The organism is Rhodococcus sp. IEGM1339, assembly GCF_050321925.1.
Classification (GTDB): Bacteria; Actinomycetota; Actinomycetes; order Mycobacteriales; family Mycobacteriaceae; genus Rhodococcus; species Rhodococcus pyridinivorans.
On record NZ_JBNQFT010000001.1, the window covers coordinates 541,188 to 561,592 of the forward strand.

A 20,405-nucleotide genomic window follows, 5' to 3' on the forward strand; every position below is an offset into this window, starting at 1 on the left:
CTCCTACGGGAGCGCGACCATGCCGAGTTCGGCGGGTGAGGCGAGCAGCCCGTGCCTGGGCAGCACCCGCACCGTGTAGCCGACGGCGCCGGCGAGCGGCAGCGGCACGGTCGCGGTGAACTCCTCTCCCAGCGGGTCGGTACCGATGTACTGCATCGGTACGGTGACGGGGTCGCCGATCGTGTCGTCGGAGCCCACGCGTCCGACCACGGCCTGCACCTCGACATCTTCCGGGGTCAGGTCGCCGAGTTGGACGTGCGCGGTCAGCCCCAGCGGCAGACCGATCTGCGGCACGTCCGGAATCGGCGTCGAATCGACCTGCGCGACACGCACTCCCGGCCACGCCGCCTCGATGCGGTGCCGGTAGTCGGCCAGCGCCCGCGCACCCGCGTAGTCGTCGGCGGTCACCTTCGAGGCTGCCGCGGCCGCGGGGATGTAGTAGTCGACGGCGTAATCGCGCACCATGCGCGAGGCGAGCACCTTCGGGCCGAGATCCTCGAGCGTGTGGCGCACCATCTCGATCCAGCGGGCCGGCACACGGTCGGAGTCGCGGTCGTAGAAGCGCGGCAGCACCGAGCGTTCGAGCAACTCGTACAGCGCGGCGGCCTCGAGATCGTCGCGGCGGGTGGCGTCGACCCCGTCGGCGGTGGGGATGGCCCAGCCGTTCTCGCCGTCGAACATCTCGTCCCACCATCCGTCGCGGATGGACAGGTTGAGACCGCCGTTGAGAGCCGACTTCATGCCCGACGTACCGCACGCCTCGAGCGGGCGCAGCGGGTTGTTCAGCCACACATCGCAACCCCAGTACAGATAGCGGGCCATCGACATGTCGTAGTTGGGCAGGAAGACGATTCGGTGCCGCACGTCGTACTCGTCGGCGAACCGCACGACCTGCTGGATGAGCGCCTTGCCGGCGTCGTCGGCGGGGTGGCTCTTGCCGGCGACGACGAGCTGCACGGGCCGTTCGTCGTCGAGCAGCAGGGCGCGCAGCCGTTCGGGGTCGCGCAGCATCAGGGTGAGGCGCTTGTAGGTGGGCACGCGCCGCGCGAACCCGACGGTGAGGACGTTCGGATCGAAGACCGACTCGATCCAGCCCAGTTCGGCCTCGGTGGCGCCGCGTTCGAGCCACGACTCGCGCAGCCGGCGACGCACCTCGGCGACGAGCTGGGCGCGCAGCGCGTTCCGGGTGGACCACAGTTCCTTGCGGTCGATGGTCTGGAGCAGTTCCCAGCCGCGGGCCTCCTCGACGCGGTCGGGTCCGGCGAGGCGGTTGGCGAGCGCGATCCATTCGCGCGCGGCCCAGGTGGGGGCGTGCACACCGTTGGTGACCGAGCCGATGGGCACTTCGGCGGCGTCGAATCCGGGCCACAGTCCTTCGAACATGCCGCGGCTGACCTCGCCGTGCAGCTTCGACACACCGTTGCAGCGCTGGCCGAGGCGCAGACCGAGATGTGCCATGTTGAACACGTTCGGGTTGCTCTCGCGTCCGAGCGCGAGGATGCGGTCGACGGTGAGGCCGGGCAACAGTGCCGACTCGTTCTCGCCGTTGGTGCCCGAGAAGTAGTGGCGCACGAGATCGATCGGGAAGCGGTCGATACCCGCGGGCACGGGGGTGTGGGTGGTGAAGACCGTGCCGGCCCGCACGGCGGCGAGCGCTTCGTCGAAGTCGAGTCCGGCGCCGGTGACGAGTTCGCGGATGCGTTCGGCGCCGAGGAAGCCCGCGTGTCCCTCGTTCATGTGGAAGACATCGGGGTCGGGCAGGCCGTGGATGCGCGTGTAGGCGCGCACCGCGCGGACACCGCCGACGCCGGCGAGGATCTCCTGCTTGATGCGGTGGTCCTGGTCGCCGCCGTAGAGGCGGTCGGTGACCCCGCACAGCTCCTCGTCGTTGGACGGGATGTCGGAGTCGAGCAGCAGCAGCGGGACGCGCCCGACCTGGGCGATCCAGATTCGCGCGTCGAGTGTGCGCCCGCCCGGCACGGCGACCTGCACGAGCGCGGCGGTGCCGTCGGCCTCGGTGAGCAGTCGCAGCGGCAGGCCCTGCGGGTCGTAGGAGGGGTAGTGCTCCATCTGCCATCCGTCGGCGCTGAGCGACTGCCGGAAGTAGCCGGACCGGTAGAGCAGGCCGACGCCGATGAGCGGCAGGCCGAGATCGGAGGCGGCCTTGAGGTGGTCGCCGGCAAGGATTCCGAGGCCGCCGGAGTAGTTCGGCAGCACCTCGGTGACACCGAACTCCATGGAGAAGTAGGCGATGCCGGCGGGCAGTGTCGTGCCGCGCTCCTGCTGTTCCTGGAACCAGCGGGGGCGGGTGAGGTAGTGCTCGAGGTCGGCGGCAGCGGCGTCGAGCCGGGCGAGGAAGTCGCCGTCCTCGGCGAGCGCATCGAGTCGGGCCGGCGGCACCTCGCCGAGCAGTCGGACAGGGTCATTGCTGCACCGGCGCCACAGGTCCGGGTCGACCGATTCGAACAGGTCCTGGGTCTGCGGGTGCCACGACCATCTGAGGTTGGCCGTCAGGGCTCCCAGCGCAGCCAGCCGCTCGGGAAGATGGGCTCGTACGGTGAACCGGCGCAGTGCTTTCACGGGGTGCACACTACCGACCGACCGAGCTTCGTGACGGCCGGGCGGCGGATCTCATGTGCCCGGATCCATGCCGGTCGCGGACAGGATCGCCCGGCACCCGGAGAGGGCCACACCGCGGGGCCTTCTCTCCTGCGGCCGACCTCCCGTCGACCGGTGGACTCAGAGTCCGCCGAGGAGCAGGTGCAGCAGGTCTCCGACGACTCCGATCAGCCCGGCAACCAGACCCATGTGTTCTTCCCTTCGTCGTGCCTCCGAGGAGGCTGTTGTCCTCTTGCAGAACAAACAGTAGGGAGCGGGGTGTTGCCGTCCGGTCAATTGAAGTGAACGGTGAGTTACAGATAATTTCGCCGCTGCAGAGGGGATCCTTCGCGGGTCCCGCCGCATGCACAGCCGCGCGGCACGACCTCCATTACGGTAGTTCGAGACACGGTCGTTGCCCCCATCGGCCCTGCTCGTCCACCCGGACCCGCACGGAACGGAGCTAGCGTGACAGGTCGGCTCGCCATCGACGACGTACAACCCTCCATCGACGGAGGGCGTTATCCGACGAAGGCGGTCGTCGGGGAGGTGGTGCCGGTCTCCGCCGTGGTGTGGCGCGAGGGCCACGACGCGATCGCCGCGACACTCGCCGTTCGAGGACCGGCCGACGATCCCGAATCCGCCGGCAGGCTGGTGCGGATCCCGATGGTTCCGGGCACCGAACCCGACACCTTCCACGCCACCTTCTCCCCCACGAGCGTCGGTGCGTGGACCTACCGGGTCGAGGCGTGGAGCGACCCGGTGGCGACCTGGCGGCACGCGGTCACCGCGAAGACCGACGCCGGGCAGGACGCCGCCGAACTCGCGAACGACCTCGAGGTCGGCGCACGGATCTTCGAGAAGGCCGCGAAAGGCGCACCGCGCGGCAACCGTCCCGCTCTCCTCGCGGTCGCTGCGTCCCTGCGCTCCGACCGTCCGCTGGCCGAGCGCATCGCCCCGGCCTTCGCCCCCGACGTCACCGAGATCCTCCGCGCCCATCCGCTCCGCGAGCTGATCACGCGTGGAAAGGCGTTCACGGCGTTCGCCGATCGTCGCCGCGCGCTGTTCGGCTCCTGGTACGAGTTCTTTCCCCGGTCCACCGGAGGCTGGTACGAGGACGGAACCCCGCGGCACGGCACCTTCGCCACGGCCGCCGCAGATCTGCCGCGCATCGCGGCGATGGGCTTCGACGTCGTCTACCTCCCCCCGATCCATCCGATCGGTAAGGTCAACCGCAAGGGACCGAACAACACCCTCGTCGCCGGCCCGGACGACGTCGGGTCGCCCTGGGCGATCGGTTCCGACGAGGGCGGCCACGACGCCATCCACCCCGAACTCGGCACCGAGCAGGACTTCCGCGATTTCGTCGCCCGCGCGAAGGAACTCGAGCTCGAGGTCGCCCTCGATCTCGCCCTGCAGTGCGCCCCCGACCACCCGTGGGCGCGTGAGCATCCGGAATGGTTCACCGTGCTGCCCGACGGCACGATCGCGTATGCGGAGAACCCGCCCAAGAAGTACCAGGACATCTATCCGATCAACTTCGACGACGACCCCGAGGGCATCTACGCCGAGGTCCTGCGCGTGGTCCGGCACTGGATCCGGTTGGGCGTCGACATCTTCCGCGTCGACAATCCGCACACCAAGCCCCCGAACTTCTGGGAGCAGCTCATCGCCGAGATCAAGCGCACCGATCCCGACGTGCTGTTCCTGTCGGAGGCGTTCACCCGGCCCGCCCGCATGTATGGGCTCGCGCGACGCGGATTCACGCAGTCCTACACGTATTTCACGTGGCGGGTCGCGAAATGGGAGCTCACCGAGTTCGGTACCGAGATCGCCGCGAAGGCCGACGAGGCCAGGCCGAACCTGTTCGTCAACACCCCCGACATCCTGCACGAGACCCTGCAGCACGGCGGACCGGGCATGTTCGCGCTGCGCGCGGCGCTCGCCGCCACCCTGGCTCCCTCGTGGGGCGTGTACTCGGGGTACGAACTGTTCGAGCACCTCGCGGTGCGGCCGGGCAGCGAGGAGTACCTCGACTCTGAGAAGTACCAGTTGCGGCCGCGCCGATACGACGAGGCACGCCGGCGCGGCGAGTCGCTCGAACCGTGGCTGACCACCCTCAACCGCATCCGGCGCGCGCATCCGGCGTTGCAGCAACTGCGCAACATCGCCTTCCACCACGTCGACAACGACGCGCTCATCGCCTACTCGAAGTTCGATCCGTCCACCGGGGACTGCGTCCTCACGGTGATCAACCTCAACCCCTATGGGGCCGAACAGGGCACGGTCTGGCTCGACATGCCGGCGATCGGGCACGATTGGCACGACCACTTCCCTGTTTACGACGAGGTGAGTGGGGAACAGTACTCGTGGGGACAGGCCAACTACGTGCGCCTCGAGCCGTGGCGGGCGGTGGCGCACATCCTGGTCCTGCCCCCGATCGGCATCCCCACCCGCACAACGCTCGCCTACAGGAGGCAGTCGTGACCGTGCCGCCCCAGACGCCGGGCGCCGATGTTCCGCGCCGGCGCCACAGCCCGCGACCGGAGGACCTCGACCTGCTCGCCGCCGGTGAGCACCACGATCCGCACGCGGTGCTCGGGGCCCATTCGCATCCGGAGGGGACGGTCATCCGGGCACTGCGCCCCGGGGCCGAGAAGGTCGCCGCCCGGATCGGTGGTCGCGACCATCCGCTCGAACCCGTGGGCGAGGACGTCTTCAGCGCCCTGATCCCGGTCTTCGATCTCGCCGACTACCGGCTCGTGGTGACCTACCCGTTCGATCACGTCGAGGTCGTCGCGGACGGTTACCGTTTCATGCCGACGCTGGGCGAGCTCGACCGTCACCTGCTGAGCGAGGGCCGGCACGAACGGCTGTGGGAGGTGCTCGGCGCCCATCCGCGGACCTATGAGACCCCGGACGGCCCGGTGACGGGCACGTCCTTCGCCGTGTGGGCACCGGGCGCACGCGGGGTCACCGTCGTCGGCGACTTCGACGGCTGGGGTGGACGCACCGCCCCGATGCGGGTGCTCGGCTCGAGCGGTGTCTGGGAGGTCTTCGTTCCCGGTGTCGAACCGGGAACGCTGTACAAGTACCGGGTGCACGGCCGCGACGGATCCGTCCGCGACAAGGCCGACCCGATGGCGTTCGCCACCGAGGTGCCCCCCGCGACCGCGTCGAGGGTCACGGAGAGTCGCTACACCTGGAACGACGACGACTGGGTCGCGACCCGCGAGAAAGCGCAGCCCTGGCAGGAACCGATGGCGGTCTACGAGGTGCACCTCGGTTCGTGGCGCCCGGGCCTGAACTACATCGAACTCGCCGATCAGCTCGCCGAGTACATCCTCGAGACCGGTTTCACGCACGTCGAGCTGCTGCCGGTCGCCGAGCATCCCTTCGGCGGGTCGTGGGGTTACCAGGTCACCTCCTACTACGCTCCCACCTCCCGGTTCGGCACTCCCGACGAGTTCCGCGCGTTCGTCGACCGTCTCCACGCCGCCGGGATCGGCGTGATCATGGACTGGGTGCCCGCCCACTTCCCGAAGGACGAGTGGGCGCTCGCGCGCTTCGACGGCAGCCCCCAGTACGAACATCCCGATCCGCGCCGCGGCGAACAGCTGGACTGGGGCACCTACGTCTTCGACTACGGCCGGCCCGAGGTGCGGAACTTCCTCGTTGCCAACGCCCTGTACTGGATCGAGGAGTTCCACATCGACGGTCTGCGCGTCGACGCCGTGGCCTCGATGTTGTACCTCGACTACTCGCGCCCCGAGGGCGGCTGGACGCCGAATATCTACGGCGGGCGCGAGAACCTCGAGGCCGTTGAGTTCCTGCAGGAACTCAACGCCACCGTCCACAAGCACTATCCGGGGATCGTGACGGTCGCGGAGGAGTCGACCTCCTGGCCGGGTGTGACCCGCTCGACGAACGTCGGTGGGCTCGGCTTCAGCATGAAGTGGAACATGGGCTGGATGCACGACACCCTCGGCTATCTCGGCCGCGATCCCGTGCACCGCACCTACCACCACCACGAGATCACGTTCTCGCTCGTGTACGCGTGGAGCGAGAACTTCGTACTCCCCATCAGCCACGACGAGGTCGTCCACGGCAAGGGCACGCTGTGGACGCGACTGCCGGGCGACGACGCCACGCGTGCAGCCGGCCTGCGGTCGATGCTCGCCTACATGTGGGCGCATCCCGGCAAGCAGTTGCTGTTCATGGGCCAGGAGTTCGGGCAGGTCGCCGAGTGGTCCGAGGAACGCGGCCTCGACTGGTGGCAGCTCGACGAACCGCTCCACGCCGGTATCCACCGCCTGGTGTGCGATCTCAACGGCATCTACCGCTCGCACCCGGCGCTCTACACGCTCGACACCACGCCCGGCGGATACTCGTGGATCGACGCCAACGATGCGCACAACAACGTCCTGTCGTTCCTGCGCTACGGCAGCGACGGCTCGGTGGTCGCGTGCCTGCACAACTTTTCGGGCACGACCTACGGCGACTATCGTGTCGGATTGCCCGAACCGGGCACGTGGGAGGAAGTGCTCAACACGGACGCGACCGCCTACCAGGGCAACGGAGCGGGCAACTTCGGGGCCGTGGAGGCCGACGAACATTCGTGGCACGGGCGTCCCGCCTCGGCTCGGGTGACCTTGCCTGCGCACGGTGCCATCTGGTTGTCGTTGCGGAGGTGACGCTGCCCGACGACAGGAGCACAACGACATGCGACGGACGCACCGGTTCGCGCGACTGGTGGTGCCCGCACTGACCGTCGTCCTGCTGGCGGGTTGCGCCCAGCGGATCGAAGGAACGGCGGTGTCGATCTACGACAACCCCTTCACCGTGGCGGGGCTGCCCGTCACCTCCGGGGCGTCGGGTCCGCGCAGCGGGGTGCCCGATGCGGACATCGAGATCGAGAACACCGACGGCGGTCCCGTCGACGTCCTGGCCGGCAACGCGATCGCCGACATCGAGGAGTACTGGCGTCAGGAGTTCGCGTCGGTCGCCCGGGGCACCTTCCGCCCGGTCGAGACGATCGTGTCGTGGGATCCGTCCGAGCGACGGGGCCCGCGTTTCTGCGGCAAACCCACCTACGACTTCATCAACGCGGCCTACTGCAGCGGTGGTGACGAGATCGGATGGGACCGCACCTACCTGATGCCGCAGCTCATCGACAGCTTCGGACCGATGGCCGCGGTGACGGTCCTCGCTCATGAATACGGGCACGCCGTCCAGCACACGGCGGGGCTGGTCGCCGAGGACGACCCCGGCATCGTGTTCGAGCAGCAGGCCGACTGTTTCGCCGGTGCGTTCATGCGGCACGTCGCGGAGGGCCGGTCGACGCACTTCCAGCTCGACACCTCCGACGGGCTGAACAACGTGCTCGCGTCGATGGTGCTCTTCCGCGACGCCGATCCGAACGACCCCGACTCGATCCACGGCTCGGCCTTCGAACGCGTGACGGCCGTGCAGATCGGATTCACCGACGGGGCCGGCTCATGTGCACGCATCGACGCCGCCGAGATCGAGTCGCGCCGCGCCGACCTGCCGCAGTACTACAACTCCGCAGACGACGGCGAACTGCCGGTCACCGACGAGTCGGTCGAGGCGATCTTCGAGTCGTTCCACCAGGTCTTCGACCTGGACGCCCTGCCGCAACTCGATCTGTCGGGCGCCGACCTCGGGTGCTCGGACGCCCGGGCCACCTCACCGGTGTCGTACTGCCCCGCGACGAACACCGTGGGCGTCGACATGGAGGCACTGAGCGAGCGCGGTACGGCCACCCCGCCGGGAAGCGGCTTCGATCCCGGTGTCCGCGGCGACTACAACGCCTACGTGCTCGTCGCCTCCCGCTACGCTCTCGCGGTGCAGAAGGAGGCCGGCCAGTCGCTCACCGAGCCGCGCACGGCGCTGCGGGCGGCGTGCCTGTCGGGGGTCATCAGTGCCGCGCTGAGCCCGGACAGCACCCTCACCTCGAACGTCGACCCGAGCCAGGTGCTGGTGTGGCTGTCCCCCGGCGACCTCGACGAGGCGGTCTCGGGCCTGCTCACCGACGGTCTGGCCGCGAGCGACGTCAACGGCAACACGGTGCCGAGCGGGTTCGCGCGGGTGGATGCCTTCCGCACCGGCGTCCTCGGCGGCGAGGCGGCCTGCACCGGCCGTTACCGCTGAGACGACACCGGCCGCCCACCACGAGTGGTGAGCGGCCGGTCCGGCGGATCGGTACGGATCAGTAGAGGGCCATCGCGAGCTTGCGGCGCGACGCCACCACGACCGGATCCGCGGCATCGAACAGTTCGAACAGTTCGAGGAGCCGGGTGCGTGCCGCGGTGCGTTCGTCCCCGGCGCTGCGACGCACGAACTCGATGAGACGACCGAAGGCCGCCTCCGGCTGCTGCGCGAACAGTTCGGCGTCGGCCGCGGTGAACTGGGCTTCGAGGTCGTTCGGAGCGGCATCGGCGCGCTCGATCGCATCCTCGGGAATCTTGCTCGCGCGGGCCAGGAAACGCACCTGGCGCAGCGCGGCCTGCGCCTCGGTGTTGTTCGGCTCGGAGTTCAGGACGAGCTGGTAGGCCGCCTCGGCGCCCTCGAAGTCGCCGTTCTCGAGTGCCTGCTCGGCAGCCTCGAAACGCGGGTCGGCGGGCTGTTCCTCCGGCTCGGCGCCGGGCGGGCCCGACAGCTTGCCTGCGACGGCGTTCCGGATGGCGTCGAGCCACTGACGCAGCGCGGGCTCGGGCTGCACGCCCTGGAAGTCGGCGAGCGGCTGGCCGGCCGCGATAGCGACGACCGTGGGCACCGACTGGACGCCGAAGGCCTGGGCGATCCGCGGGTTCGCGTCGACGTCGACCTTCGCAAGGACCCACGCACCGTTTGCCTCGTTCGCGAGCTTCTCGAGAACGGGTGAGAGCTGCTTGCACGGTTCGCACCAGGTCGCCCACAGGTCGACGATCACGGGCACCTGCATCGACCGCTGCAGCACCTCGGTCTCGAACGTCGCTTCGGTGACGTCCACGATCGGGGCGATGGCACCGGGTGCGGCGCCGTCGCCACCGGACGGAGGCGGAGGCGGCGGCGCGGAGGCCCTCTCCTTGAGCGGTGAGAGATCCACCGCGCCGGACATCGCCGCGGCGACGGCGGCAGAACGTGCTGGACGGGAACCGGGTCGAGTCACGTCCACCATTTTGTCACGAGTGGTCCGAATCGTGCTGCGCGGACCGGGGGGACGTCGCCGTGAGGTCAGACGGTCGCGGTGGCGTCCTCGCGGGTGGCGGGAGCGGACAGCTCTCCGAGGCGACCGGTGCGCACGGCCCAGCGCTCGAAGACGATCGTGCCGAACGGGGGCACGCTCGAGACGAGGGCGAGGAAGGTCGTCTTGAGATCCCACTTCAACGACCACGCCGTGAGGAGCGCGATGAGCACGAACGGGATGAAGCCGGCCACGCCGTGCACCATGCCCGGGATCGCGATGGCCTCTTCGTAGCCGAGCACCCACTTGAAGAACATGGCGATCAGGAGGGCGAGCCAGGTCACCGCTTCCCAGATCGCGATCAGCCGGAATCGTTTCGCGGGCGTGGACACGTCGAGGATGTTGGTCATGCGGCCATTGTGCCGAAAGGCCTACGACAAGCCGTAGTTCAGTGAGAGACATCACGGCCCCGGCATGCTTGCGCCGGGGCCGTGATCATGCTTTAGAGAAAGGGGTCAGTTCTCGGGCACCCGCACGATGAGCGCGTCGCCCTGGCCGCCACCACCGCACAGGGCGGCAGCGCCGACACCGCCGCCGCGGCGCTTCAGCTCGAGCGCCAGGTGCAGCACGATGCGCGCGCCCGACATGCCGAGCGGGTGGCCGAGCGCGATCGCACCGCCGTTGACGTTCACCTTCGCGGGATCGATGCCCAGCTCACGGGCTGAGACGATGCCGACGGCGGCGAACGCCTCGTTGATCTCGATCAGGTCGAGGTCCTTCGGGTCGACGCCCTCACGCTCGCAGGCCTTGGCGATCGCCCGTGCCGGCTGCGACTGCAGGGTCGAGTCCGGTCCGGCGACGACGCCGTGGCGGCCGATCTCGGCGATCCAGCTCAGCCCGAGCTCGGTGGCCTTGGCCTTGCTCATCACGACGACCGCGGCGGCACCGTCGGAGATCTGCGAGGCCGAACCGGCGGTGACGGTGCCGTCCTTCGAGAAGGCCGGACGCAGCGAGCCGAGCGACTCGGTGGTGGTCTCCGGGCGGATGCCCTCGTCGGCGGCGAAGACGATCGGGTCGCCCTTGCGCTGCTTGATCGACACCGGCACGACCTCGTCCTCGAACAGGCCGTCCTTCCAGGCGCGGGCGGCCCTCTGATGCGAGGCGGCGGCGAAGGCGTCCTGCTCCTCGCGGGAGACGAAGCGGTCGCCGGAGTTGGCCGACTCGGTGAGGTTGCCCATCGCCTGGTCGGTGAAGATGTCGTGCAGACCGTCGTAGGCCATGTGGTCGCGCAGGGTCACGTCGCCGTACTTGAAGCCGGCGCGGGACTTCTCGAGCATGTGCGGGGCCTGGCTCATCGACTCCTGGCCGCCGGCGACGACGACGTCGAACTCGCCCGCGCGGATCAGCTGGTCGGCCATCGCGATCGCGTTGATGCCCGACAGACACACCTTGTTGATGGTCAGCGCCGGGACGTCCATCGGGATGCCGGCGGCGACGGCCGCCTGACGGGCCGGGATCTGGCCGGCGCCGGCGGTGAGCACCTGGCCCATGATGACGTATTCGACCTGCTCAGGAGCCACACCGGCGCGCTCGAGCGCACCGGAGATCGCCACGCCACCGAGATCCGATCCGGAGAAATCCTTGAGCGAGCCCTGAAGACGCCCCATGGGCGTACGGGCTCCGGCGACGATGACAGAACTGCTCACGGGACATTCCTCCGAAAGATCGGCATGTGATCGGAAAACTCCACTCGGATATTCACCTGAATCCCGATAGGAGTGCACTCAACGGTACCGCTACCGTCTAGAGCATGACCGAGACCTCTCCCACATCCGCTCCGGCGGCGTCCGTTCTCGCTTCCGGACTCGTCACCGCCATCGATCACGTCGGCATCGCAGTGCCCGACCTCGATGCCGCTCTCACCTGGTACGCCGAGAACCTCGGTCTCGTGTCCACCCACGAGGAAGTCAACGAGGAGCAGGGCGTGCGCGAGGCGATGCTGGCCGTTCCGGGGACCTTCGAAGGGTCCACCATGATCCAGCTGCTCGCCCCGCTGAACGAGAAATCCACGATCGCGAAGTTCATCGACCGCAATGGCCCGGGTCTGCAGCAGCTTGCCTACCGCGTCTCCGACATCGATGCCGTCTCCACTGCGCTTCGTGAGCGCGGCGTCCGCTTGCTGTACGACGCACCCCGTCGCGGCACCGCCGATTCGCGCATCAACTTTTTGCATCCGAAGGACGCGGGCGGCGTCCTCGTCGAGCTCGTCGAGCCGGCTGCACATCCCGCTCACTGACGGCCGTTCCGGTGCGCTCCCGAAGACGGATGGGGCGGGAGCGCATCCGGGGCGTACCCGCAGGGACCGGGTAGATTGTCTCCATGGTCTTCGATCGTGATCGCGCACCCAGCCACCTGCCGTTCTCCATCGTGCGGAAGGGATTCGACCGCGACGAGGTGACCAACTACTTCGCCCGGTTCGAGGCCGAGCTGCGCGTGACTGCCACCGACCGCGACGCCGCCGCCGCGCAGGCCCGCGATCTGGCCCGTCAGCTCGAGAACGCCCGCAACGAGATCGACGAACTCCGCAAGGACGTCGACCGTCTGTCGGTGCCGCCCACCACCGCCGAGGGCATGAGCGACCGCATCTCCCGGATGCTGCGTCTCGCCTCCGACGAGGCCTCCGAGCTGCGGGCCCGCGCCGAGGCCGACGCCGCCGAGATGATCTCGCTGGCGGAGCAGGAGGGCATCCGCCTCCGGGGCGACTACGAGAAGAAGCTCGCCGAACTCGAGGACACCCGCGTCGCCTTCGCGGCCGAGCACGAGCGGACGATGACTGCGGCCCGCGCCGAGGCCGAGCGGATCGTGGCTGCTGCCCGCGCGGAGGCCGAGCGACTCGACGCCGAGGCCGAGGCCAAGCGCGAGCAGGTGCAGCAGGACTTCGAGATCACGATGTCCGAGCGTCGCACGAAGCTGCTCGGAGCCCTCGACGAACTCGAACGGACGAGTAAGGCCGAAGCCGAGCGCCGCATCGAGGAAGCCACGCAGGAAGCCGAACGACGGCTCGCCCGCGCCACCGAACAGTCCGAGCGGAAGGTTGCCAACGCGCGCGACCTCACCGAGGAGCTCCGCGTGCTGCGCGGACGCATCCTCGGCCAGCTCGACGCCGTTCGCGAGCAGCTCGACGACGTCCCCACGCTGCTCGCGGGCATCAACCGCGAGGGCGAACTGCTCGACCGGGAGATCTCCCTCGACGAGCCCCGCACGACCGTCCTCGGTACGGCGCGCGACAACAAGCAGGGGGGCGACAAGCAGAGTTCGGACGACGAGAGTCCGAAGGAGCCGGCATCCCCCGAGGCCGACGCGAAGGCGGACAAGACCGCGCCGCTGCCGCAGACCGACAAGACCACGCCCATGCCGCAGGCCGACCGGACGGCGCGGATCCCGAAGAGCGATGCCTCCGGCTCGGCCTCCGACCCGAACTCGGCCGCGCAGCCGAACAGCGGCGCACAGGGATCCCAGTCCACTCCACGCACGCCGAACCCCTCGGCACCGAATCGCTCCCCCTCGGTCGGTTCCGGTGTGCAGGGTCGCTCGCCCGCCGTGGCCAGCAAGGTCCGCAACTGACGGTCGCCGGCCGTCGGGCTTGACCTTCGAGTCGGTCGAAGCTCCATGATGGGCCGGTGACCGACCCGGAGATGATGTCGATCGGCGTGTTCGCCGAGCTCGTCGGACTGACCGCGAGCGCATTGCGGTTCTACGACGATGCCGGCCTGCTGCGTCCCGAGCAGGTCGATCCGTCGACGGGATACCGGTTCTACAGCCGCTCCCAGGTCCCGCGTGCGTGCCGGCTGCGGCAGTTACGGGAGATCGGGATGCCGCTGCCCGCCATCGGTGAGTTCTTCGCCGCCGACACGGACGAGGCCGCGCGACTGCTCGACGACCACGTCACCGGGATAACCACGGAGGCCGAGCGGCTCCGACGGGCCGCCGAGACCCTCGCGGCGTCCCTGCGTGCCGAATCGCGCCGCGTGATCTGCACGGTGCCGGGACCCGTCCTTGCCGGCGCCGTCGATCAGGTCTCCGCCTCCACCGGTCACGACCCCGACATCCCGGTACTGAACGGCGTGCACATGGAAACCGGATCCGGCTGCGTGAGGCTGACCGCCACAGACCGGTACCGGCTCGCCACCCGGACGCTCGCGCCCACCGATCCGACCTGTACGACGATCCCGCCGAGTCCCTGGTCTGGGATGTCCGCGCCCTCGACGCTGCCGATGCCCTCACCGACGAGCGCGCCCGGGAACACCACGAATCTCTCCGCGTCGCGGGCTTCTATCCGAGCCTGCACCTGAACCTGGCCGACGACTTCCATCGTCTCGGATCGTTCCGGGCAGCCACGGAACACCTCGACCGCGCGCAGGACCACCTGTCCGCGCTCCCCGACGATCCCTACCGCGACATCATCCGCACGGCCGTCCACGAGGTGCGTCGGGCGATCGCCGACCGCGACACCGCACCGCGAGCGTCCGCGCCGGGCACCGTCCGCTGACGGGTGCCCTCGGACCGGCGTGCAGCGACCGGTGAGGGTGGCTAGGACCAGCGTCGGGTCGGTCGGCGGGTCCCGCGTCCCGCCCAGCATCCGCTGTGCCAGTGCCGCCGGTCCTCCGCACCGCCGAGCGCATCGGTGGGCCACGCGACGACATGGGGTGTTCCCGGCGCGATCTCGTGATCGCATCCCGGGCACCGGTACGGCTTGGTGGCACGCGAACCCGGCACGGTGCGCACGGTGAAACGCTCACCTTCGGCCCCTGCGGGACCGTTCTCGGTGCGCACCGTCGCCCCGAAATAGGTCGGGGATTCGTCGGTCGCCCCACCGCGCTTGCGGCCGGTGCGGGATCTGTTGCGGCGCGGCACGATCAGAACAATCTGAACTCGGTGCTCTCGGTGCCCCGCAGCGCCTCGTAGTCGAGCACGAGGCAGCGGATGCCGCGGTCCGTGGCCAGCGTCCGTGCCTGCGGCTTGATCTGCTGAGCCGCGAACACGCCGCTGACGGGTGCGAGCAGCGGATCCCGGTTGAGCAGTTCGAGATACCGGGTGAGCTGCTCCACGCCGTCGATCTCGCCGCGACGCTTCACCTCCACGGCGACGGTCGCTCCGTCGGCATCGCGGCACAACAAGTCCACGGGTCCGATCGCCGTGGGGTACTCGCGCCGGATCAGGGTGAAGCCCGTCCCGAGGGTCTCGACGTGCTCGGCGAGAAGTTCCTGCAGGTGCGCCTCGACACCGTCCTTGATCAGACCGGGGTCGACACCGAGTTCGTGGCTCGAATCGTGGTCGATTTCTTCGAGAGTGATGCGCAGCTGCTCGCCTGCCTTGTTGGTGACCACCCACAGGGCCTCGGCGTCCTCGACGGACTCCTCCTCGAGCCAGCAGGGTGGGCTCATCCAGTTCAGGGGCTTGTAGGCACGGTCGTCGGCGTGGACACTCACCGAACCGTCGGATTTGACGAGGAGGAGACGTCGGGCCGTCGGCAGATGAGCCGTCAGGCGTCCGATGTAGTCCACACGGCAACGGGCAATCACAAGACGCACACAGCCACCCTAGAGGATCCACTCGACTAGTCTCGAACGACCATGCCCGCACGCAGTCACCGCACGGCCCCGCTCGGATCGGCCATCCTGGGAGAGCCTGCCGAACCGATCCGACGGCAACGCATCAGGATCCAGACCCTGTTGACGTTCTCCCTGATCGGTACGCATCTCGTCGGTGCCCTGATCGTGGCCGCTCTCATCAACGTCGTGATCCCGGGCCCGTCCGTACTGACCTCCGACTTCCTCGTCATCACCGCGATCCTCGCTCCTGTCTACGTGGTCTCGGCCGTCATGGTCGGATCGGTGCTCGGTACCCGGGCGACCCTCCGCAGGCTGCGGTGGGCGCTGGAGAACCGGCCGCCCACCCCGCAGGAACAGCGGATCGCGTTGCGGATGCCCTGGCGTACCACCCTCCAGCAGGGAGCACTGTGGTTCATCGGGTTGATCCTGTTCACCGCCGGGTTCGGAGTCATCGACCCGCAGACGATCCCGAAGGTCGCGCTGACCATCACCCTGGCCGGTGTCACGGTGTGCGGATTCGCGTACATGTTCGCCGATTTCGCGCTGCGCCCCATCGCGGCGCGCGCGCTCGAGGTCGGGACGCCTCGTCGCCCGCGCCTGGCCGGCACCACCGGACGCGTGATGCTCGCGTGGGCCCTGGGCAGCGCGGTGCCCGTTGTCGGTCTGCTGTTCATCGCGGTGTTCAGCTTCATCCGTCCCGTCACATCGACGCGCCTGGCGATCACGATCCTCGCCATCGGCGGACTCGGTCTGCTCACCGGCTCGCTGCTGATGTTCCTCACGATCCGGTCGACGATCGCGCCGATCGAATCGGTGCGCACCGGGATGCAGCGCATCGCGTCGGGCGATTTCGATACCGCGGTCGTCGTCTACGACGGAACCGAATTGGGGCAGCTGCAGACGGGGTTCAACCGGATGGCCGAAGGCCTGCGCGAACGCGAGAAACTGCGCGACGTGTTCGGCCGCCATGTCGGACGGGAGGTCGCGGCTGCGGCGCTGGCCAATCCCGGTGTCCTCGGCGGTGAGGAACGGGACGTCGCGGTGTTGTTCGTCGACATCGTCGGGTCCACCGCGCTGGCCGCAAGTCGCCCACCGACAGAGGTGGTAGCGCTGCTCAACCGCTTCTTCGCGGTCGTCGTCGAAGAGGTGCACGCGGCCGAAGGATTCGTCAACAAGTTCGAGGGCGACGCCGCGCTCGCGATCTTCGGGGCGCCGGTCGCCCTCGACAACGCCGCCGGTTCCGCGCTCGGCGCCGCGAGGAGGATGGCGCGACGCCTCGCCGAGGAAGTCCCGGAGTGTCGCGCGGGTATCGGGGTCACGGCAGGTCGTGCGGTCGCCGGGAACATCGGCGCGCAGGAACGCTTCGAGTACACCGTGATCGGCGATCCGGTCAACGAAGCAGCGAGGCTGTCGGATCTCGCGAAGACCGTTCCGGGTTACGTCGCGGCGTCGGCCCGCACCGTGCAGCTCGCCCCCGAGGACGAACGCGCACGGTGGGAACTGGGTGAGGAGATCACCCTGCGCGGTCGTTCCGAGCCGACGCGCCTGGCGATTCCGCGCGCGGACTGACGGCAGGCCTCACTCTCCCGCCAGCACCGCGTCGAGGAACTTGCGGGTGCGTTCCTCCCGGGGGCTGGTGAAGATGCGCTCGGGCGGCCCCTCCTCCACGATGCGACCCCGATCGAACATCAGCACTCGATCGGAGACGTCGCGGGCGAAGTGCATCTCGTGCGTCACGATCAGCATCGTGATGTCGGTCGTCTCGGCGATCGTCCGCAGCACGTCCAGCACATCGGCGACGAGTTCGGGGTCGAGGGCCGAGGTCACCTCGTCGAGCAGCAGGATCTCCGGATCCATCGCGAGGGCACGGGCGATCGCGACCCGCTGCTGCTGACCACCCGACAGTTGCGTGGGGTGGGCGGTCTCCTTGTCGGACAGACCGACCATCGCGAGCAGCTCCCGCGCACGGTCGCGTGCCTCGGCCTTACTGCGACCGAGGACGTGGACCGGAGCCTCGGTGAGGTTCTCCATCACGTTCATGTTGGGGAAGAGGTTGAACTGCTGGAAGACCATGCCGATGCTGCGGCGCATCGTCCTCAGGTAGCGCTCGGAGGCCGGGACGAGACGCGTCCCCTTGCGTTCGTGGCTGAGTGGTTCGCCCTTGACCCACACCACACCGTCGTCGATCTTCTCGAGGGCCATGAGCAGGCGCAGGATGGTCGTCTTGCCCGAACCGCTCGGACCGATCAACGTGACCCGTTCCCCCGGGGCGACGGTGAAGTCCAAGTGGTCGAGTACTACGTGGTCGCCGAATCTCTTGACCACGGAGTCGAAACGGATCATGGATCCATCGGAGCTGGCGGCGGGAAGCGAGTCGCCGTCGGCACCGGCTTCCTTGTGCATCTCAATAGGCAAGGCGACGCTCCAATCGGCGGACGAGCAACGACGTCGGGTAGCTGGCGATGAGGAAGATCAGGCCGGCCAGCGTGAGCGGCTCGAGGTACTGAAAGTTGCGCGCACCGAACTGCTGGGCTGCGGTCACCATCTCCACGACGGAGATCGTGAACAGGAACGGGGTGTCCTTGAACAGGGACACCGCGTAGTTGCCCAGCGCGGGCACGACACGGCGCACGGCCTGCGGCAGGATCACCGCACGCCACGTACGCATCGGCGACAACGACAGGGCGCGGCACGCCTCCCATTGTCCCTTCGGCACGGCGTCGATGCCCGCCCGGTACACCTCGGCCATGTAGGTCGAGTAGTGGATCCCCAGTACCGCGATGCCGATCTGCAGCGCACTGAACTGCGGGAGCAGGTAGTACACGAACAGGAGCTGCACCACGAGTGGTGTGAGCCGGATGAACTGGACGACGGCGGACAGCGCCGTCGCGAGCACCTTCGGCAACGAGCGGCGGGCGACGGCCACGACCAGCCCCAGCACCGCGGCGACCACGAATCCGAGGACCGTGGCCAGCAGGGTGATCCGGAATCCTTCGAGCAGTACCGGAAGCGCGTCGGCCGCGCGTTGCCAACTCCAGTCGACGGTCATGAGCGTGCCCCCACCGGCTGATCGAAGACCGGGGCGAGCCCGAAGATCTCACGGAGCGTCGGACCGGTCCCGAGTCGGCTCTTCGCACGCACCTCGAGCGCATTCATCAGCAGCGTCAGCAGATAGCCGAGCACGAAGTACAGCACCAACCCCACACCGAACGCGAAGATGGTGTCGCCACTGCCTCTACGGAGCTGCTCGATCTGGAACGTGAGGTCCTGCAGGAGGATGTAACTCGCCAGTGCTGTTCCCTTGAGCAGCTGGATGAGCAGATTGGTCAACGGCGGGATCATCTCGGCCCAGGCCTGCGGGAAGACCACCCGTCGCATGCGTTGCCAGTAGCCGAAATTCAGCGCTGTCGCCGCCTCGATTTGCGGCTTCGGCACCGAGGCGATCGCACCGCGCACCACCTCCGCTCCGTAGGCGCCGTAGTTGAGCGACAGCGCGAGGATCCCGCACACGATCGATTCGAGCCGGAACCCGAATAACGGCAGAACATAGAAGAACCAGAACAGCTGCACGAGAAGCGAAGTGCCACGGAAGAACTCGATGAACACTCTCGCGCTGCCACGCAGGACGAGGTTCTTCGCGCCTGCCGCCAGCCCGAGGGCCACTGCGAGCAGGAACGCGAAGACCGCACTCCCCAGGGTCAATTCGACGGTGACGAGCAGACCGTCGAACAGTTGGGGGGAGCAGTTCCACAGCAGTTCGATCTTCGAACCGAAATCCATTACGACGCAGCCGAGATCAGGAAACGCCCTCGCAGAGCATCTCGGTCGTCAGCCCCGGATCGGGCATCTCGGCCTCCGTGAACCCGAAGTCGCCGACGATCGAAAGGTACTTCTGCGGGTCGGACGTGATCTTCGCCAGTTCCTCGTTGTAGGCGTCGCGCAGTTCGGTGTCCTCCTTGCGGAAGACCGTCCCGCCGGCGCCCACCTGAGGTACCCCGTCGATCTCCGCGACGAACGACTCGGTGACGTCGACGGGCGCACCCTCGTTGTTCTGCTTCATCCAGTTCAAGGAGATACCCGTCAGGGCGAAGACGTCGGCGCGTCCGTTGACGACGGCATCCATCCCGTCCTGGGGAGACGCCACCTGCATCGCGTCGATGCCGAGGGCGGCCGCGTAGTCGGCTTCGATCGCGCCGGTCATGACGGCCATCCGGACGCCGCTCTCGGCGATCGACTGCATGTCGGCGAGTTGTTCCGGGTTGCCCTGCGGGACCATGAGCGCGGTGGTGTAGTTGAACTCCGGCTCGCTGAACAGTGCCTGTTCGCAACGCTGCGGGAGGATCGACATGCCGGCGCTGACCACGTCGAATCGTCCGGCCTGCAGGCCGGGAATGAGCGCACCGAAGTCGGTGGCCACACCTTCGACGTTGTCGATGCCGAGGTTCTTGAAGATCTCGCGGTGCAGAGCGACGGTGGCGCCGGTGAGTTCGCCGTCCTGCATGAAGCTGTAGGGTGCCTCGCCGGCGAACCCGACGGTGACGGTGCCTTCCTGCTGGAGCCGTTCGACCCGAGTTGGCTCATTTCGTTAGTGCGTGACTTCGGTACCTGAAATCCGGTCGAGCAGCACCTGCATATCGGCCTCGACCTGCGGCGGGAACGTGTGCCGGGTTCCGTTGATCGCGATGGTCGCCGACCGCAGCGGCCGCAGCAGCTTGACGACCTTGCCGATCGCGAGCCCACTGCGTTCCTGCACCACCCGTGAGATAGCCAAGGCCGTGAACACCACGGTCAGGTGCGCCTCGATTGCGTCGCGGGTGCGGTGGAAGATCGGCCGTGCCCGCAGATCCGACTTCGACATCCGAAATGACTGCTCCACATGCCACAACTCGTGATACTTACCGATGACTTCACCCGGGTCCATCAGCGAGACAGGAAGATTGGTGACATATCCCTTCAGCCCGACGAGCATCCGGGCTCGTTCGAGCGACGCAGTATCCAGTCGCCGGCCT

Annotated in this window: 17 protein-coding genes and 1 pseudogene; 7 read left to right on the forward strand and 11 right to left on the reverse strand. The window is 68.3% G+C overall.

Translation table 11 applies throughout. The annotated features are described in order from the left end of the window. Positions 1-3 precede the first annotated feature (3 nt). Positions 4-2,580, reverse strand: a complete 2,577-nt coding sequence (glgP, locus tag ACQR3U_RS02605) for an alpha-glucan family phosphorylase (RefSeq protein WP_230809606.1) — start codon at positions 2,578-2,580, stop codon at positions 4-6. A gap of 486 nt (positions 2,581-3,066) precedes the next feature. Here glgP and ACQR3U_RS02610 point away from each other — a divergent pair, with 486 nt between their 5' ends. Genes ACQR3U_RS02610 through ACQR3U_RS02620 form a run of 3 tightly spaced genes read left to right on the forward strand, consistent with a single transcriptional unit; the run spans position 3,067 to position 8,769 of the window. Continuing rightward, positions 3,067-5,085, forward strand: coding sequence for a maltotransferase domain-containing protein (locus ACQR3U_RS02610; RefSeq protein WP_024100506.1), 2,019 nt, complete (start codon positions 3,067-3,069; stop codon positions 5,083-5,085). After that, on the forward strand, positions 5,082-7,292 hold the full coding sequence (glgB, locus tag ACQR3U_RS02615; protein WP_372477505.1) for a 1,4-alpha-glucan branching protein GlgB: 2,211 nt from the start codon (positions 5,082-5,084) through the stop codon (positions 7,290-7,292). The genes ACQR3U_RS02610 and glgB overlap by 4 nt, the downstream gene beginning before the upstream one ends. A gap of 28 nt (positions 7,293-7,320) precedes the next feature. Next, positions 7,321-8,769 (forward strand): neutral zinc metallopeptidase, encoded by a 1,449-nt coding sequence (locus ACQR3U_RS02620; RefSeq protein ID WP_230809607.1) that lies wholly within the window; start codon positions 7,321-7,323, stop codon positions 8,767-8,769. Positions 8,770-8,827: 58 nt separating this feature from the next. Here the strand turns inward: ACQR3U_RS02620 and ACQR3U_RS02625 are convergent, their stop codons facing one another. The 3 genes from ACQR3U_RS02625 to ACQR3U_RS02635 form a co-directional block, all read right to left on the reverse strand. Beyond that, positions 8,828-9,718 (reverse strand): tetratricopeptide repeat protein, encoded by an 891-nt coding sequence (locus ACQR3U_RS02625; protein ID WP_064853153.1) that lies wholly within the window; start codon positions 9,716-9,718, stop codon positions 8,828-8,830. 116 nt (positions 9,719-9,834) lie between these two features. Next, positions 9,835-10,194, reverse strand: a complete 360-nt coding sequence (locus tag ACQR3U_RS02630) for a DUF3817 domain-containing protein (protein ID WP_006554730.1) — start codon at positions 10,192-10,194, stop codon at positions 9,835-9,837. A gap of 105 nt (positions 10,195-10,299) precedes the next feature. Then, the gene (locus ACQR3U_RS02635) at positions 10,300-11,490 is read right to left on the reverse strand and encodes an acetyl-CoA C-acetyltransferase (protein WP_024100503.1); all 1,191 of its coding nucleotides are present in this window, start codon (positions 11,488-11,490) and stop codon (positions 10,300-10,302) included. Positions 11,491-11,594: 104 nt separating this feature from the next. On the opposite strand from ACQR3U_RS02635, the gene mce reads away from it, so the two are divergent. From mce to ACQR3U_RS02650, 3 genes are all read left to right on the forward strand, one after another. Beyond that, positions 11,595-12,080, forward strand: coding sequence for a methylmalonyl-CoA epimerase (mce, locus tag ACQR3U_RS02640; protein WP_033096419.1), 486 nt, complete (start codon positions 11,595-11,597; stop codon positions 12,078-12,080). Positions 12,081-12,163: 83 nt separating this feature from the next. Continuing rightward, a complete protein-coding gene (locus ACQR3U_RS02645; RefSeq protein WP_033096418.1) occupies positions 12,164-13,408 on the forward strand; it encodes a hypothetical protein in 1,245 nt (414 codons plus the stop codon). Between the two features lie 56 nt (positions 13,409-13,464). Then, a complete protein-coding gene (locus ACQR3U_RS02650; RefSeq protein ID WP_372477507.1) occupies positions 13,465-14,136 on the forward strand; it encodes a MerR family transcriptional regulator in 672 nt (223 codons plus the stop codon). Positions 14,137-14,374: 238 nt separating this feature from the next. Here the strand turns inward: ACQR3U_RS02650 and ACQR3U_RS02655 are convergent, their stop codons facing one another. Both ACQR3U_RS02655 and nucS read right to left on the reverse strand, forming a co-directional pair. Further along, positions 14,375-14,698 carry a hypothetical protein gene (locus tag ACQR3U_RS02655; protein ID WP_006554724.1) on the reverse strand — a complete coding sequence of 108 codons (324 nt, stop codon included), beginning with the start codon at positions 14,696-14,698 and terminating at the stop codon, positions 14,375-14,377. 2 nt (positions 14,699-14,700) lie between these two features. Continuing rightward, entirely contained in the window at positions 14,701-15,375 is a 675-nt protein-coding gene (nucS, locus tag ACQR3U_RS02660; RefSeq protein ID WP_006554723.1) for an endonuclease NucS, read from the reverse strand. A gap of 42 nt (positions 15,376-15,417) precedes the next feature. Between nucS and ACQR3U_RS02665 the strand changes: the two genes are divergently transcribed. After that, entirely contained in the window at positions 15,418-16,965 is a 1,548-nt protein-coding gene (locus tag ACQR3U_RS02665) for an adenylate/guanylate cyclase domain-containing protein (protein ID WP_230809608.1), read from the forward strand. 9 nt (positions 16,966-16,974) lie between these two features. On the opposite strand, the gene ehuA is transcribed toward ACQR3U_RS02665, so the two are convergent. The 5 genes and pseudogenes from ehuA to ACQR3U_RS02690 form a co-directional block, all read right to left on the reverse strand. Further along, positions 16,975-17,739 carry an ectoine/hydroxyectoine ABC transporter ATP-binding protein EhuA gene (gene ehuA, locus ACQR3U_RS02670; RefSeq protein ID WP_230809639.1) on the reverse strand — a complete coding sequence of 255 codons (765 nt, stop codon included), beginning with the start codon at positions 17,737-17,739 and terminating at the stop codon, positions 16,975-16,977. Between the two features lie 61 nt (positions 17,740-17,800). Continuing rightward, positions 17,801-18,445, reverse strand: coding sequence for an ectoine/hydroxyectoine ABC transporter permease subunit EhuD (gene ehuD / locus ACQR3U_RS02675; RefSeq protein ID WP_006554720.1), 645 nt, complete (start codon positions 18,443-18,445; stop codon positions 17,801-17,803). Further along, positions 18,442-19,176 carry an ectoine/hydroxyectoine ABC transporter permease subunit EhuC gene (ehuC, locus tag ACQR3U_RS02680; RefSeq protein WP_230809609.1) on the reverse strand — a complete coding sequence of 245 codons (735 nt, stop codon included), beginning with the start codon at positions 19,174-19,176 and terminating at the stop codon, positions 18,442-18,444. Before ehuC ends, ehuD begins: the two co-directional genes overlap by 4 nt. A 16-nt stretch (positions 19,177-19,192) precedes the next feature. Continuing rightward, positions 19,193-19,957, reverse strand: a pseudogene (ehuB, locus tag ACQR3U_RS02685) (ectoine/hydroxyectoine ABC transporter substrate-binding protein EhuB); the annotation flags it as partial. 24 nt (positions 19,958-19,981) lie between these two features. Further along, positions 19,982-20,405: IS1634 family transposase (locus tag ACQR3U_RS02690; protein ID WP_428692114.1), on the reverse strand; the 424-nt coding region annotated here is incomplete at its 5' end.

Coding starts and splice junctions, on each gene's coding strand:
- ACQR3U_RS02665 (WP_230809608.1), top strand. CDS start 15,418: ATGCCCGCACGCAGTCACCGCACGGCCCCGCTCGGATCGGCCATCCTG.
- ACQR3U_RS02625 (WP_064853153.1), bottom strand. CDS start 9,718: ATGTCCGGCGCGGTGGATCTCTCACCGCTCAAGGAGAGGGCCTCCGCG.
- ACQR3U_RS02620 (WP_230809607.1), top strand. CDS start 7,321: ATGCGACGGACGCACCGGTTCGCGCGACTGGTGGTGCCCGCACTGACC.
- ehuD (WP_006554720.1), bottom strand. CDS start 18,445: ATGACCGTCGACTGGAGTTGGCAACGCGCGGCCGACGCGCTTCCGGTA.
- ACQR3U_RS02645 (WP_033096418.1), top strand. CDS start 12,164: ATGGTCTTCGATCGTGATCGCGCACCCAGCCACCTGCCGTTCTCCATC.
- ACQR3U_RS02630 (WP_006554730.1), bottom strand. CDS start 10,194: ATGACCAACATCCTCGACGTGTCCACGCCCGCGAAACGATTCCGGCTG.
- ehuC (WP_230809609.1), bottom strand. CDS start 19,176: ATGGATTTCGGTTCGAAGATCGAACTGCTGTGGAACTGCTCCCCCCAA.
- ehuA (WP_230809639.1), bottom strand. CDS start 17,739: ATGATCCGTTTCGACTCCGTGGTCAAGAGATTCGGCGACCACGTAGTA.
- mce (WP_033096419.1), top strand. CDS start 11,595: ATGACCGAGACCTCTCCCACATCCGCTCCGGCGGCGTCCGTTCTCGCT.